The sequence below is a fragment of the Bradyrhizobium septentrionale genome, from assembly GCF_011516645.4.
GTDB classification, from domain to species: domain Bacteria; phylum Pseudomonadota; class Alphaproteobacteria; order Rhizobiales; family Xanthobacteraceae; genus Bradyrhizobium; species Bradyrhizobium septentrionale.
Genome location: NZ_CP088285.1, coordinates 5,804,634 through 5,819,488 on the forward strand (window position 1 = coordinate 5,804,634; position 14,855 = coordinate 5,819,488).

At 64.9% G+C, this 14,855-nt stretch carries 11 protein-coding genes and 1 pseudogene; 4 read left to right on the forward strand and 8 right to left on the reverse strand.

The window, feature by feature from the left end; translation table 11 throughout:
* Positions 1-12: 12 nt before the first annotated feature.
* Both HAP48_RS29550 and HAP48_RS29555 read left to right on the forward strand, forming a co-directional pair.
* Complete coding sequence (locus tag HAP48_RS29550) at positions 13-462, forward strand: hypothetical protein (protein WP_166203286.1); 450 nt, start codon at positions 13-15, stop codon at positions 460-462.
* A gap of 79 nt (positions 463-541) precedes the next feature.
* A complete protein-coding gene (locus HAP48_RS29555; protein ID WP_166203288.1) occupies positions 542-1,576 on the forward strand; it encodes a S1C family serine protease in 1,035 nt (344 codons plus the stop codon).
* A gap of 199 nt (positions 1,577-1,775) precedes the next feature.
* Here the strand turns inward: HAP48_RS29555 and HAP48_RS29560 are convergent, their stop codons facing one another.
* The 8 genes and pseudogenes from HAP48_RS29560 to HAP48_RS29595 form a co-directional block, all read right to left on the reverse strand.
* On the reverse strand, positions 1,776-2,141 hold the full coding sequence (locus tag HAP48_RS29560; RefSeq protein ID WP_166203290.1) for a DUF1446 domain-containing protein: 366 nt from the start codon (positions 2,139-2,141) through the stop codon (positions 1,776-1,778).
* Positions 2,138-2,572: a hypothetical protein gene (locus HAP48_RS29565; protein WP_166203292.1), complete on the reverse strand. Its 435-nt coding sequence runs from the start codon at positions 2,570-2,572 to the stop codon at positions 2,138-2,140. The genes HAP48_RS29560 and HAP48_RS29565 overlap by 4 nt, the downstream gene beginning before the upstream one ends.
* Before the next feature lie 61 nt (positions 2,573-2,633).
* Complete coding sequence (locus HAP48_RS29570) at positions 2,634-3,974, reverse strand: metallophosphoesterase family protein (RefSeq protein ID WP_224496670.1); 1,341 nt, start codon at positions 3,972-3,974, stop codon at positions 2,634-2,636.
* A gap of 757 nt (positions 3,975-4,731) precedes the next feature.
* Positions 4,732-5,509: pseudogene (locus HAP48_RS29575) on the reverse strand (alpha/beta fold hydrolase).
* A gap of 3 nt (positions 5,510-5,512) precedes the next feature.
* Complete coding sequence (locus HAP48_RS29580; RefSeq protein ID WP_166203294.1) at positions 5,513-6,808, reverse strand: O-acetylhomoserine aminocarboxypropyltransferase; 1,296 nt, start codon at positions 6,806-6,808, stop codon at positions 5,513-5,515.
* 45 nt (positions 6,809-6,853) lie between these two features.
* Positions 6,854-8,158 (reverse strand): nicotinate phosphoribosyltransferase, encoded by a 1,305-nt coding sequence (gene pncB / locus HAP48_RS29585; RefSeq protein ID WP_166203296.1) that lies wholly within the window; start codon positions 8,156-8,158, stop codon positions 6,854-6,856.
* Between the two features lie 61 nt (positions 8,159-8,219).
* The gene (locus tag HAP48_RS29590; RefSeq protein WP_224496671.1) at positions 8,220-11,732 is read right to left on the reverse strand and encodes a molybdopterin cofactor-binding domain-containing protein; all 3,513 of its coding nucleotides are present in this window, start codon (positions 11,730-11,732) and stop codon (positions 8,220-8,222) included.
* Positions 11,733-11,752: 20 nt separating this feature from the next.
* A complete protein-coding gene (locus HAP48_RS29595; protein WP_166203300.1) occupies positions 11,753-12,220 on the reverse strand; it encodes a (2Fe-2S)-binding protein in 468 nt (155 codons plus the stop codon).
* 278 nt (positions 12,221-12,498) lie between these two features.
* Between HAP48_RS29595 and HAP48_RS29600 the strand changes: the two genes are divergently transcribed.
* Complete coding sequence (locus tag HAP48_RS29600; protein ID WP_166203302.1) at positions 12,499-13,947, forward strand: 6-hydroxynicotinate reductase; 1,449 nt, start codon at positions 12,499-12,501, stop codon at positions 13,945-13,947.
* On the forward strand, positions 13,944-14,852 hold the full coding sequence (locus HAP48_RS29605; RefSeq protein WP_166203304.1) for a UPF0280 family protein: 909 nt from the start codon (positions 13,944-13,946) through the stop codon (positions 14,850-14,852). Before HAP48_RS29600 ends, HAP48_RS29605 begins: the two co-directional genes overlap by 4 nt.
* Positions 14,853-14,855 lie beyond the last annotated feature (3 nt).

Below are 14,855 nucleotides of genomic sequence, written 5' to 3' on the forward strand. Positions count from 1 at the left end.
CAGAGAACCGACATGTCCGATGCAAAAGAACTGACCGCAGCCCAGCGCGCCGATCTCCGCACCGTCGCTGCGATGATCGTTCCCGAAAGTTCCGAGTACAAGGTGCCCGGTGCGGACGATGCCGCGATCCAGGCTGACATGCTCGCAACGCTCGGCCGCGACACCGTGCTGGTCGCGCAGGCGCTGGATCATCTGGCTGATCTCGCAGGCCAGCCGCTCGCCGAACTCGACGATGCCAGGCGCGATGCGGTGGCGCAGGAGTTTCGCGCCCACGGCGGCGCTGCCGCGGCGACGCTCATTCGAGTCGTGCTGCAGTGCTACTACCGCGACGACCGCGTGGTGCGCTCGCTCGGGCTCGATCCGCGTGCGCCGTTCCCGAAGGGCCATGTGCTGCCGGACGGCGACTGGTCGCTGCTCGATCCGGTCAGGGCGCGCGGCGGGGTGCTGCGGCGGGCCGACTAGCAGGGCGGGCTTGCGCAGGCGTAACCACTTGCAGCAGCGGGAGCCGGTCACCATCTGAGGAGACCAAAGGACTCTCGCCATGCTGGATTTTACCTCAGATACCGCCGGTGACACGCCGTCATCGCGGGCGGCTGACGCTGCCCGGCAAGATAACCTGGCTTCTGACCGGGCTTTGCTGGATGCCTATTCCAATGCCGTGATCGACGTCACCGAACGCGTCGGCCCGGCCGTGGTCCGCGTCGAAACCGGGCCGAAGGTGCGCAATGCGCGCGAGCGCGGCGGGCTCGGCTCGGGGATCGTGATCTCGCCCGACGGGCTCGTGCTGACCAACAGCCATGTGGTCGGATCGTCGAAGGAGATCCGCCTGCGCGACACCGAGGGCTTCGACACCGACGCGCATGTGCTCGGCGTCGATCCCGACACCGACCTCGCGCTGCTGCGGGCCGACGGCGCGCGCGATCTGGCCTATGCCTCGCTCGGCAACTCCAAGACGCTGCGGCGCGGCCAGCTCGTGGTCGCGATCGGCAATCCGCTCGGGTTTGAATCGACGGTGACCGCCGGCGTGGTCTCGGCGCTCGGACGCTCGATCCGCTCGGTCAGCGGACGGACCATCGAGGACGTGATCCAGACCGACGCCGCGCTCAATCCGGGCAATTCCGGCGGGCCGCTGGTGTCGTCGAAGGGCGAGGTGATCGGGATCAACACCGCGATCATCAACGGCGCGCAGGGCATCTGCTTTGCGGTCGCCAGCAACACCGCGCAGTTCGTGCTGTCGGAGATCATCCGCCACGGCTATGTCCGCCGCGCCTATATCGGCGTCGCAGGCCAGACTGCGCCGGTGCCGCGGCGGCATGCGGTGCTCGCCGGCGTCGAGAACAAGATGGGTGCGCTCTTGATGCAGATCGAGCCGGACAGTCCGGCCGCGCGCGCGGCGCTGTTGCCCGGCGACGTCGCGATCAGGCTCGACGGCATCGAGATCAACGGTGTCGACGATCTGATCCGCGCACTCGATCACAGCCGGATCGACCGGACGCTTTCGATGGACGTGCTGCGCCTCGGCCGCCTCCGCGCGATCGACATCCATCCGATCGAGCGCAAGCCGGCGAAGCAGTGAGGGCGATATCTCCGCACGCGCGGTGCACCCTCTCCCCTCGTGTCCGCCGTAGCCTTGGCGAAGGCGGTAGGTACTGCCGACTTCATGCTTTCTTATTGAAAGGCCTACGTTTTTTGTGCGCCCGAGATTGGCTTTTGTAGCAGGCTTTTGTATTCGAGTGAAGCCGCGACAACTCGACTATGCGATTTTGAGAACCAAGCTAAAGTCGAAACCAAGGCAGAGTGAGATAGACGCAAGCGATCATCGAGAGGACGGGAATTACCCAAATCCATCCCGGCCAAACGTATCGCGCCAAACGTTCGGCGAACGACGCAGCAACGAGGGCGACGATCAGTGCCCCGAGCGCGGCCGTCGCGGTCCACCCGTACCAGTATATCGCCGGAGCTAGAAATCCCATCGCAGGGTCAGCAACGTCTCGCGAATGATGCGTGCCCGCGAGCACGATGCCGAGCGACGGGAAAACGGTGAAAAGAGCAAGGTCCTTTGCGAGCGCGACCACGTAGAGGACCGCGAACGTGGTCCCGAATGCGAATGCAAAGCGGCGGAACGGGGCTGATGATGTCATGAGCCGAAACCCATGATGTTGTTAGCGACGTGACCGGACAGAAAGCCCCACCAAATGATGAAGGCAAGTATCGAGGTGAGCGCCGTGCGCGTCTGAGCAGGTTCGTTGGCAAGCGGCCGCCGCCAGCAAACCCAGTAGGCGGGCAGCAACGCCAACCCGATTGCTGCGAAATGTTCCTTGAGGTCGAAGAAGCCGAGGACATGCCAGTGACCCGCACGCTCTAATTCGGGCCTGACATCCACACGGAAATAAAGGTAAACGACCCCACCCAGCAGCGTGGAAACGGCATACAGGACGACCACGGCGTTGGCGAACGAGGCCGACGGTATGGAACGAAAGCGGCCAAAGAACGAGCCGGGTCGCGCGTCCGCCGATCCCCATGCGGCTAAAGTCTGGTGTGTTATCGCGCCAAGTAGTGCGACCGCGACCAAGCCGTGAATGATCAGAATAGCTGTCGCCAGAACCTCACTCCCGTAAACACCGGCATCCTGCTCACTTGAAGAGTTCCTCAGTCCCGAATGGCTCGGCCGACCACGGCCGGAAGCGATTGAGGGTGAATTTCGTCTTCTGGCCGGGTTCAACGTCCACCAGCACGTAGTTGTACTCCTCTTGCGGAGGCTGGCCCTTCCAGTAAAGGTCCTGCGGATAGTCAGCGGGCACCTTGATGCTGGTTCGCCCCGGCAGGATTGGGTCTTGTTCTGCGCCCCCACCGCCCAACATCAGATACTTTACCCCATCTACGTCGTAGATTTCCGTGGTGTGGACGTGCCCGTTCAATACGACCACCTCCATGTCCTTGGCATACGACGCAATCACCTTGTGCGGGTTATCGGGAGCCGGGATCGGGCCTAAGCCTGACCGCGCAAACACGGGATAATGGAAGACGATGAACGCCTTCAGAATGCCATTGGCCTTCGCCTCGTCCATCCACTTTTGAAGTTGGGTCATCTGCTCGGCATATTTTGGCCGATCAGCGTCCCACAGCGACGGCGAACGGTAATCGTACTTGCCACTCCAGAGATAGATGAGGCGGGTGCCCTTGAAGTCGAATTTGTAGATGAGGTTTTCCGGCGTGACGCCGAATTTTTTCAGATACGGCACAGCCGAAAGAACGCCCTCAATCTTTGGGTCGGCCCACACCTCATGATTGCCCACACTCATGAAAAAGCGCCCATCCAGACCGGCTGCGCGCATCTCGTCATCCGGCGCGGGTAGCTTCTTCAACATCGTATCATTCACGCGCTTCCAGTATGGGCTGTCACTGACAGTCAAGCCCTGATTGCCCCACCAGACGGCATCACCGCTATTGACCACGAATTTGGCGCGACCGGATTGAACGTCCTTCACGATTTCACGCGTCACCCATTCGCCGCCCTGGAGCCGGAACATCGTCCGGTGCACGCCAGGAAGGAGCTTTACGTCCTCAACGGATGCCTCTGTCACCCACCCTTTATCGAGCGTCAGTGTCATTACTTCCGTCTTGGACGCGAACGGCATGACCACCTTGATCAGGTCCTTTGTGACCGGATCGAAGATCATCTTCACATCCTTCGCTACGACGGCCTCGGCGACCTTTTCCGGCATGACCAACCCGAACATCTCGACGAAGAACTTGCTGAGGTCCGGTTGTCCCTGTTTCAACGGTAGGTACATCATCGGTCGGGTATCGCCGACCGCCGCGAATGAAAAGCCGCCCCCAGTCGGAATGGGTGCCTGCGCGGTTGTTGTTTGCGCCTGCGCATTGGCAACGAGCGGCATGGAGAATGCTGGTAGCGCCGCAAGTGCGCTGAGAACAAGGCGACGACTTGGATCGTTGGGCCGGGAGTATGGCATGATGATCTCCGCTGATTGAGGGAGGGAATGCGCCACCGCACCGTTCGCGGCTCATTGCCGTTATCGACGTTGTTGCTGTCACGCCCTTGATGCAAATCAACGCTGCTGCGCCCGCCGCCCACACTTGGTTGGGTGGGTACTGCCGACTTCCAGTTTTCTTATTGAAAAACCTACGTTTTTTGTGCGCCCGAGATTGGCTTTTGTAGCAGGCTTTTGTATTTCTGAGAAGTCGACCACTTACTATGTGTGGGTTGATTTCCTTGGGTGCAAAAGGTGCGACGCGCCAACCGCTCGGCTCATCAAGCAGGTTCTCGATGCCATCTTCTGAGTTTGAGAAGGACCGCGGAAATGGCCCGCAGGCTTGCGCGTGCGAGGCCGAAGCGTGGCAAGCGATTCCTGCGGGAAATCTCTACTGCCCTCGCTGAGGCGGCCGTACGACACGCGCGGGCACGCCGCATGTGTCTAGTGCGGTCAAGTTGACGTTGCGCAGGCGCGTTCGCAAAGTTCGGAATAATAGAATATACTGTTGAGTTGCCCGACACGTCAAGTTGCTTTTCCGAGTGCCGGCGGCCGCCCTGCTACTTTGCATGGGGTTGTTTTCGATATTTTGGGTGGTGGCGGCAAAGGGCACGTCGAATGCGAAAGCAGCGAAGCCGGGAGAGGGGTCTGTCTCCCCGATCTCATCTGCGGAGAGAACCCCTCATCCGGCGCTTCGCGCCACCTTCTCCCACAAGGGAAGGGAGGGGGACCGCCGCCGCTATCGCAGCGCCGCCAGCAATTCGTCGGGCTGCTCAACCATCATCATGTGACCGGCGCCCGGCAGCACCACGGTCCGCGCATTCGGCGTCGCGGCGGCGAGCGTCTTGCCGGCCTTGGCGGGGCATCATGTCGCGCTCGCCGAGGATGAAGGTCGCGGGCACCTTGACCGCGGCCGCCGCCGTGAGCGCATTCTGGTAGGCGTTGCAGGCGTTGAGGTCGTTGTACAGCACGCCCGGCTTCGCCTCCTGCAGCACCCGCTGCGCGCCCTGGTGCATCCACATCCCCGGCGCGAGGCTGCCGCCGAGCTCGGCCTTGAAGCCGAGGCCCCAGATCGAGACCATGTCGATCGCGTCAGCATCATTGGCCTCGGCGGCCTTCAGCAGGTCGGGGCCGACCGTCATGGTCGCGGCGGTGCCGATCAGCGCGAGGCCGGAGACCTTGTCGGGATGCCGCGCCGAGGTCTCGATCGCGATCAGCGAGCCCATCGAATGGCCGATCAGCCGGGCCTTGGCTGCGCCGGCCGCTTCAATCAGCGCCGCGGTCCAGTCGGCCATCTCGGCGATGGTCTTCAGCGGCTTGCCGGCCGAGCGCCCGTGGCCGGGGAGATCAGGCGCCAGCACGGAAAAACCGTGATGGGCGAACCAGCGGCTGTGCAATGCCCAGGTCGAGGAATCGAACCCGGCGCCGTGGATCATCACCACCGTGGCGAGCTGCGCATCGAACGGCTTGCCGCCGGTGGCGATGAACGTGTCTGACCCGTTGACGGAAAGCTGCATGGCTCAGGTCCTTTGCGAGGCGCGTAGCGCCTGGCCGAGATCGTCGATGATGTCCTGCGCGGTCTCGATGCCGACCGAGAGCCGCACCAGCTCCTCGCCGATGCCGGCGGCCTTGAGCTGATCGGCGTCCATCTGTTGATGCGTGGTGCTGGCGGGGTGGATCACTAGCGTCTTGGCGTCGCCGACATTGGCGAGATGGCTGATCAGCTTCAGGGACTCGATGAACTTCTTGCCGGCGGCGCGGCCGCCCTTGATGCCGAAACTGATGATCGAGCCGGCGCCGCGCGGCAACAGCTTCTTGGCGAGCGCGTAGTCCGGATGCGTCTCCAGCGACGGATGCAGCACCCAGTCGACCGCCTTGTTGGCGGCGAGGGCGTCGAGCACTGCATGGGTGTTGCTGACGTGGCGGTCCATGCGGACGCCGAGCGTCTCGATGCCCTGCAACAGCTGGAAGGCGTTGGTCGGCGACAGGCAGGCGCCGAAATCGCGCAGGCCCTCGGTGCGGGCGCGCATGATGAAGGCGGCCTTGCCGAACTGCTCGTCGAAGACGATGCCGTGATAGCCGGCATAGGGCTCGGTGAGCTGCGGGAATTTGCCCGAGGCGCGCCAGTCGAACCGGCCGCCATCGACGATGACGCCGCCGATCGCAATGCCGTGGCCGCCCATCCATTTGGTCGCCGAGTTCATCGTGATGTCGGCGCCGAGCTCGATCGGCTGGCTGAGATAGGGCGTCGCGAAGGTGTTGTCGATCAACAGCGGAATCTTCGCATCATGCGCGATCTGCGCGACCGCAGGGATATCGAGCACTTCGAGGCCGGGATTGCCGATGGTCTCGCCGATCACGAGCCGCGTATTCGGCTTGATCGCGGCACGAAACTCGTCGAGTGCGCGCGGCTTCACGAACGTGGTGGTGATGCCGAAGCGCGGCAGCGTGTGCGCCAAAATGTTGATGGTGCCGCCATAGAGCGAGGCGGAGGCGACGATGTGATCGCCGGCATTGAGCAGGGTTGCGATCGCCAGATGCATCGCGGCCATGCCGCTGGCGGTGCAGATCGCGCCGACGCCGCATTCGAGCGCGGCGATGCGCTCTTCCAGCACAGCGGTCGTCGGATTGGAGATGCGCGTATAGATGTGGCCGGCGCGTTCCAAGTTGAACAGCGCCGCGGCGTGGTCGGCGTCCTGGAAGACATAGGACGTGGTCTGATAGATCGGAACCGCGCGCGCGCCGGTCGCGGGATCGGGGCGCTGGCCGGCGTGCAGGCTCAAGGTTTCGAAGGCAGGCGGCTTGGGTGCGGGCATGCGAAACTCGTCAGGTCAGTCGATCGGAGTGATCGGTGTGTTGATTTAGACGTGAACTGCGGTGCGAACACGGCCGACATTGCCGAACACGCGCAAATAGCGCTCGACCTCGGACGGGATGCCGGTCGCCTTCTCCGGATTGTCGGAGAGCTTCACAGCCGGCCGCCCATCGACCGACGTCACCTTGCAGACGATCGAGATCGGATCGAGGGCCGCGGTGCCGTCGGGCGCGCAGCCGACGAAATCGTTGGTGAGGTTGGTGCCCCAGCCGAAGCTGACGCGCACGCGTCCCTTGAAGTGCTGGAACGTCTCCTCGATCGAGCCGACGTCCATCGCGTCGGAGAACACCAATAGCTTCTCCTTGGGATCGCGGCCCTTCTGCTTCCACCACTTGATGATGTCTTCGCCGGCCGTGATCGGCGGCGCGCTGTCGGGACGAAAGCCGGTCCAGTCGGCGACCCAGTCGGGCGCGTCGCGCAGGAACGGCTTGGTGCCGAAGGCATCGGGCAGGGCGATCAGCAGGTTGCCGCCATAGGTGTGGCGCCACTGGTCGAGGATGCGATAGGGCGCCCAGCGCAGCGCCTCGTCGTCGTTGGCGAGCGCGGCGGCCACCATCGGCAGCTCATGGGCGTTGGTGCCGATCGCCTCGAGGTCATTGTCCATCGCGAGCAGCACGTTCGACGTTCCGGTGAAGGACGGACCGAGGCCTTCCTTCACCGCCTCGACGCACCAGCGCTGCCAGAGGAAACCGTGGCGACGGCGCGTGCCGAAATCGGACAGCCGCAGGCCGTCCAGCTTGCGCAGCCGCTCGACCTTCGCCCACAGCTTGGCCTTGGCGCGGGCATAGAGCACGTCGAGCGCGAAGCGGCCGTAGGTCTTGGTCGCGGCGCGCGAGCGCAACTCATTGAGGATCGCGAGCGCAGGGATCTCCCACATCGTGGTGTGGGTCCACGGCCCGTGGAAATGCAGTTCATACTGGCCGTCGACCTTGTGCAGCTCGTATTCGGGCAGGCGGAAGGCCGAGAGCCAGTTGATGAAATCGGGCGAGAACATCTGGGTCTTGCCGTAGAACGTGTTGCCGGCGAGCCAGATCAATTCCTTCTTGGTGAAGCGGATGGTGCGGGCGTGGTCGAGCTGGGCGCGCAGCTCGCCCTCGTCGATGACCTCGGCAAGCCGGATATGGGTCGAGCGGTTGATCACCGAAAAGGTCGTGCGCGTGTCCGGATAGCATTCCCGGATCATCTGCTGCATCAACAGCTTGTAGAAATCGGTGTCCAGCAGGCTGCGCACGATCGGGTCGAGCCGCCAGCCATGGTTGTAGGTCCGGGTCGCGATATCTGTCACGGTCATGCGGGAACCTTAGCCTGCCGGGCGCCGCCCGCCCAGTGGGTATCGGGCGGAACATGGCAGGTCAGCGCGCTATGGTCTGCCGTATACGGCCGACCGATGCGGCGACATCGGTCCATTCCGGCTTGCCCGGGGCAAATTGCCGCCGCAGGAACGTGACGAGCTCGGCGACCTGGCCGTCGCTCATGCTGTCCCTGAAGGCCGGCATGTAGCCGAGATCGGTCACGGCAGGCTTGGCGATGCCGTGCATGATCACCTGGATCAGATTGTCGGGGACATCGCTGTGCAGATTGCTGTTGAGCGCCAGCGATGGCCGGCTGCCGAACAGCGGCGGTCCGCCGACCTCATGGCAGACGGCGCAGGCGCCTTGATAGATCCGCGCGCCGGCCGACGCCGCGGTGGTGACGGCGGTGGCGGTTTCGAGCTTGGCAACCAGGGCATCGTGAGCCGGCCGATCGGCCGGCTCGTTGAACGAGGCGAGGTAGACCGCCATCGCGCGGATGTCCTGATCGGGCAGCGCGGCGAGCTCCTGCACGACCGGCGCCATCGGTCCCGCGGCAACGCCGTGGAAGCGGGACTCGCCGGTGCGCAAATAGGCGTAAAGCTCGTCCTCGCTCCAGGGGATCGGCGCCTTCGACAGCGACGTCAGTGCCGGCGCCTCCCAGCCCTCGGCGAAGCCGCCGGCGAGATAGGCGGCCTGCCGTTCGGCGCCGAGCGCATTGCGCGGCGAGTGGCAGGCGCTGCAATGGCCGAGACCTTCGATCAGATAGGCACCGCGATTCCAGATTTCCGATTTCGATCGATCAGGCTGGAACGTATCAGGCTGATGGAACAGCGCATTCCATCCAGCGAGCAGCGGGCGCAGGCTGAACGGAAAGGGCAACGCATTGCGAGGAGTTTCGGCGCGCACCGGCGCCTGCGCCATCAGATAGGCGTAGAGCGCCTGCAGATCGGCATCACTGGTCCTGGCGAAATGCGTGTACGGAAATGCCGGATAGAGATGGCGTCCGTCGCGATGAATGCCCTCGCGCATCGCACGCTCGAAGGCGGGATAGGACCAGGCGCCGATCCCGGTGTCGATGTCGGGCGTGATGTTGGTCGTGGTGATGACGCCGAACGGCGTCTCGAGCGGCCGGCCGCCGGCGTTCACGATGCCATGCTCCGAGGTGTGACAGACGGCGCAGGCGCCAAGCCCTGCGAGCTGCTTGCCGCGCGCGATTGTCGCGGTGGAATAGACCGAGGCATCGGGCCGGGCGATCGGCGCGATCGCGCGCCAGGGCAATACGGCCGCGCCGATCCCGATGGCGGCGGCGCAGAGCGCGGCAATGCCAGCGAGGAGGCCGCCGCGCTTTGCAAACGGATTCTGCCATCTGTTGAGGTCAGCCGTCTGCGCAGGTGGCGGAAGCGGCGCCGGCGCAGCGGGCTGTTCGCCGTACAGCCCCTTCAAAATGCGTTCCGGCGTGAACGGCAATTCGCGGAAGCGCACGCCGGTCGCGTCATAGATCGCGTTGGCGATCGCGGCGGCGCTCGGCACCGAGGCGGACTCGCCGACGCCGAGCGGTGGCTGGTCCTGCCGCGGCAGCATCAACACATCGACCTTGGGCAGATCGGGGAATTGGATGATGGGGTAGGCGCCCCATTCCCGCGCCGCCACCGCGCCTCGCTCGAAGGAGACTTCTTCCATCAGCGCGCGGCTGGTCGACTGGATGACATTGCCTTCGATCTGATGCCGTACCCCTTCCGGATTGATCATCAATCCGGAATCCTGGCCGGCGACGACGCGCGTCACGCTGACATCGCCGGTCGCCTTGTTGACCGCGACGTCGGCAATCCAGGCCGACCATGCCGCACCATAGCCGGGAAACTTGCTGTGCACGTAGAGCGCATAGGCAAAGCCGCGGCCGCGGACGATGTCGCCTTCCGCCTCGGGCGCCTCGCGCACCGGGCGCGGCGTCCAGCCGGCGCGTTCGGCAACCGCGTTGACGAGGTCGATCGCGCGCTTGTCCTTCAGATAGCGCAGCCGGTACTCGATCGGATCGACTTTGGCCTCGGCGGCAAGCTCGTCGATATAGGATTCATGCGCAAAGGTGTTCGGCAGCGCCGACACGCCGCGAAACCAGGAGGCGCGCACGATCGGCGGCATGTCGTTGGCGACGACGCGCATATTCTCGTAGTCGTAGGGCGGGATCGCGGTGCGGTCGCCCATCTCGAACACGGCGGCTTCAGGCGCGATCCGCCCGGTGAGCAGCAGCGCCAGCGTCGGCGCGCCGTTCGACGGATAGCGCGTGGAAAAATTGTAACCGGCGACGCTGCCGTCGGCGTTGAGCCCGCCATTGACGTCCATCAGCTGCGCGGTGCCCTTCGGCTCCCAGGCATGCTCCTGCTCGCGGGTCAGCTGCACGCGCACCGGGCGGCCGACCGCGCGCGACAGCAACAGCGCATCGGCGGAGACGTCGTCGGCGCAGTTGCGGCCGTAACAGCCGGCGGCCTCCATCCTGACGACTTCGATCTCGGATTCCGGTCGCTGGATCAGCAGCGCCAGATCGCTGCGCAGGATGTGCGGGTTCTGCGTGCCGGACCAGACGCGGATCGCGCCCTCGCCGTAGTCGGCGACCGCGCAGGACGGCCCGATCGAGCCGTGCATCTGGTAGGGCCAGAGGTAGGTCCGTTGCATCGGCTTGGCGGCAGCCTTGATCGCGGCATCGACGTCGCCCTTGTCGATCAGCTGGCGCGGCGTCGAGGGATTGGCGCGCAGCGCCTTCTCGATGTCGGCAAGATCGGTCAGCGCCGGTCCCGGCTTCCAGCTCACCTTGAGCAGCGCGGCGGCCTTGATCGCGTTCTCCTCGCGCTCGGCGACGACGCCGACGAAATCGCCGATCCGCACCACCGCGACGAGGCCGGGGATGTCGCGCACCGAATCCTCGTCGACCGCGATCAGGCTGGTGCCGACGAACGGGCCGGCATCGACGCCGGCGTAAGGCGGGCGGACGACACGGCCGTGCAGCATGCCGGATACACGCACATCGTGGACATAGACGAGCTCGCCGGTGGCCTTCGCCGGCAGGTCGACCCGCGGCACCGACTTGCCGACGACGGAATAGGCACTGACGGCCTTGACCGGAACGTCGTCGGCGAGCTCGAGCCGGATGGTCTCGTCCGCGATCAACTCGCCATAGCTGACGCTGCGATTATCGTGACCGCGGACCAGGCCGTCCTCGATCGTGAGTTCGTCGACCGGCAGCTCGAGCCGCTCGGCCGCGCGCGCGAGCAGGAAATGCCGCGCCTGCGCCGCGGCCTTGCGCAAGGGAGCGGCGGTGATCTGGATGGTTTCGCTCGCGATCGTCGCGCCCTGGTTCGGCACCACGGCGGTGTCACCGAGGATCACGACGACGCGGGCAAACGACACGTCGAGTTCTTCGGCAACGATCTGCCCGAGCGCGGTGCGGATGCCGGTGCCGAGATCGACATGGCCGTTATAGGCATTGACCGAACCGTCGGCGGTGATGGCGATGAAGGTCTCGAACGCGCCTTCCGCGCCGAGCACCGCGGGGCGAACGACGGACAGCGAGCCGCGCATGCGTTGCTCCGATCCCGCCATCAATCGCGCGCCTCGAGCGCGTGGCCGGCCGCGCGCATGGCCGCGCGGACGATCTCGATATGCGCGCCGCAGCGGCAGAGATTGTAGCGCAGTGCTTCCAGCACCTCATGCTCGGAAGGGTTCGGGTTGCGCGTCAGCAGCGCCTTGGTGGTGATGATCATGCCGTTCAGGCAATAGCCGCACTGTGCGGCCTGTTCGCGGATGAAGGCATCCTGCACCGGGTCGGGATGCTCGCGGCTGCCGAGACCTTCGAGCGTGACGATGCTGCGTCCCGCGCAGCCTTCGATCGGAATCACGCAGGAACGTGCGGCGACGCCGTCGATCAGCACCGCGCAGGCGCCGCACTCGCCGAGCCCGCAGCCATATTTCGGTCCGTTCAATGCGAGGTCGTTGCGCAGCACGTAAAGCAATGCGGTGTCGGGAGCGGCGTCGACATCGAGATTCCTGCCGTTCACGGTCAGGCGCATTGCCCCGGTTCTCCCCTGATGTTTGCGCTGCAAGGCGCCAGCGTCCAAATCGCGGATGAGGATAACGTTTGTATACAAACGTGCAAGCGGCGGCATGCCGCGCTGCAGCGAGTGCACGCTTTATGAACAGGGTGCGCAAGCGAATGGCAGGGTTTGATTGCAAAGGCCGCTTGACAGGTCTCAAGCTCGCGCGCAGGATCATTCGTATACGAATGATATGGGCGGGAAGCGGAAGCGCAGTATGATCGACCGTCCCCGCAAGTCGAGGCTTGGTCACGATGGCTGACACAATGACCGTCGCCGCCGGCGACAAGATTCGCTGCGATGCCTGTCCGGTGATGTGCTACATCAAGCCGGGCGCGGCCGGCGCCTGCGATCGCTACGCCAACCACGATGGCACGCTGGTGCGTGTCGATCCGCATGTAGTGCTGGAGCGCACCGTCTCGCATGGCGGCAAGCTGGTGCCGTTCCAGGTGAGCGGCGACTGGGACGGCAAGATCGTCCGCCAGCCCGATCTCTTCGTCACCGCGATCGGCGCCGGAACCACCTATCCGGACTACAAGCCGGCGCCTTTCATCGTGTGGTCGGAGGTTGACGGCGTCGACATGGTCACAGTCGTGACCGAAGGCATTTTCTCCTATTGCGGCGTCAAGGTGAAGATCGACACCGACCGCTATCTCGGCCCGGAAACCGCTATTGTCCGCGCGGAGGGCGAGGCGGTCGGCCATGTCACGACCAGCGAATATGGCTCGCAGATGCTTTCGCTTGGCGGCGTGCATCATCTGACCGGCGGCTCCAAGAAGGAGGGCCGCGTCACCTGCGACACGCTGATGGATCTGTCCAACTGCAAGGCGGTGGAGCTTGTGATCGATGGCGGCGCCACGGTCGTGGTTCAGGCGGGCCAGCCGCCGATCGTCAATGGTGTGGCGGAAGAGCGCATGCGGGTCGGCTGCGGCTCGGCGACCATCGGCATGTTCGCCAAGCAATGGCACGGCAAGGTCGATGAAGTCGTGGTGGTCGACGACCATATCACCGGCGTGCTCAGCGAGCACCAGGCCGGCAAGCTGCTCGACATCGCCGACACCGGTATCAAGATGAAGGGCCGGCGTTCGACGCCCGGCCGCTATTTCCAGGTCGCCGATCCCGGCACCGGATGGGGCGGCACCAACATCTCCGATCCGCTGTCGATCCTCGGTCCCTTCAATGCCAAGGAGGCGCGGCCCGGGCTCACCATGCTGATGGTCTCGACCACCGGCGAGCATGCCTCCTACTACGTGCTCGACGGGGCGCTGAAGCCGGTCGAGACCGAGATGCCGGCGGACCTCAAATTTTCGGTCGAGCGCATCCAGGAAAATTGCGAACCGGCGCTGTGCACCGTGCTGTTCATGGGCGGCGCCGGCGGATCGCTGCGCGCCGGCGTCACCGACAACCCGGTGCGGCTGACCCGCTCGGTCAAGGACGCGCTGACGCGGGTGACCAGCGGCGGCGCACCGGTCTATGTCTGGCCCGGCGGCGGCATCACTTTCATGGTCGATGTGACGCAAATGCCGGCCGGCGCCTTCGGCTACGTGCCGACGCCGGCGCTGGTGGCGCCGATCGAATTCACGATGAAACTGTCCGACTATGCGGCGCTCGGCGGCCATATGGATTATGTCCGGCCGCTGTCCTCGTTGCGGGACAGCGCCGAGGTCAGGCCGATGCCGTATCTTTCCGGGCGGCGCGCATGACCAGGCTTCCGCAAATCGCGCTTCTTCCTGACGGAAAGCGGCTGCATTTGCAGGACGGCCCGATTGATCTGGTCGTCGAGGCCAAGGGCAGGGATGTGGACGTGACTGCCGCCTATCGGGCCGCCGCGGAGCGCTTCACCGGTTTGCTCGATGAATTGTGCACTGAACTCCCAGAGTTGCGCAGCGCGGCTGATCCGCGGCGATGCGCGCTGAAGGGCGTGATCGCGCAGCGCATGCACGCGGCGGTCGCGCCGTTTGCCCCCGGTTGTTTCATCACGCCGATGGCGGCCGTCGCGGGCTCGGTTGCCGAGGAAATCCTCGGCGCGATGCTGCAGACGGCAACGCTCGATCGTGCCTATGTCAACAATGGCGGCGATATCGCCCTGCATCTCGGCCATGGCGAACAATTCACCGTCGGCCTGATGGATCGGCCGGACCGCCATGGCGTGATGCGCACCATGACCGTCGATAGCGACATGCCGGTCCGCGGCATCGCCACCAGCGGCCGCCACGGCCGCAGCTTCTCGCTCGGCATCGCCGATGCCGTCACCGTGCTGGCGCGCACCGCGTCGCAGGCCGATGCTGCGGCGACCGTGATCGCCAATGATGTCGATTTGCCGGGTCATCCGGCGATCCTGCGCGTTCCGGCGTGCGAGTTGCAGCCGGACAGCGACCTCGGCGCACGGCTGGTGACGCGCGATGTCGGGCCCCTGGCGGAACACGAGATCGAGCAGGCGCTCGAGGCGGGGGCGGCGCGGGCGCGCGACCTCCTGACGTCGGGATTGATCGAGGGCGCGGCATTGCGTCTACTGGGCGAAACGCGAATTGTCGGTGCAACTGGCAGCGGGACGCCGGCGTCGCACGCGTTTCAGGGACGAACGACAGACAACATGCTGCGGGCATGACCG

Excerpts from the sequence above, each read along its gene's own strand:
- HAP48_RS29550 (WP_166203286.1), top strand. The coding sequence starts at position 13 with ATGTCCGATGCAAAAGAACTGACCGCAGCCCAGCGCGCCGATCTCCGC.
- HAP48_RS29555 (WP_166203288.1), top strand. The coding sequence starts at position 542 with ATGCTGGATTTTACCTCAGATACCGCCGGTGACACGCCGTCATCGCGG.
- HAP48_RS29560 (WP_166203290.1), bottom strand. The coding sequence starts at position 2,141 with ATGACATCATCAGCCCCGTTCCGCCGCTTTGCATTCGCATTCGGGACC.
- HAP48_RS29570 (WP_224496670.1), bottom strand. The coding sequence starts at position 3,974 with ATGCCATACTCCCGGCCCAACGATCCAAGTCGTCGCCTTGTTCTCAGC.
- HAP48_RS29580 (WP_166203294.1), bottom strand. The coding sequence starts at position 6,808 with ATGCCCGCACCCAAGCCGCCTGCCTTCGAAACCTTGAGCCTGCACGCC.
- pncB (WP_166203296.1), bottom strand. The coding sequence starts at position 8,158 with ATGACCGTGACAGATATCGCGACCCGGACCTACAACCATGGCTGGCGG.
- HAP48_RS29590 (WP_224496671.1), bottom strand. The coding sequence starts at position 11,732 with ATGCGCGGCTCGCTGTCCGTCGTTCGCCCCGCGGTGCTCGGCGCGGAA.
- HAP48_RS29595 (WP_166203300.1), bottom strand. The coding sequence starts at position 12,220 with ATGCGCCTGACCGTGAACGGCAGGAATCTCGATGTCGACGCCGCTCCC.
- HAP48_RS29600 (WP_166203302.1), top strand. The coding sequence starts at position 12,499 with ATGGCTGACACAATGACCGTCGCCGCCGGCGACAAGATTCGCTGCGAT.
- HAP48_RS29605 (WP_166203304.1), top strand. The coding sequence starts at position 13,944 with ATGACCAGGCTTCCGCAAATCGCGCTTCTTCCTGACGGAAAGCGGCTG.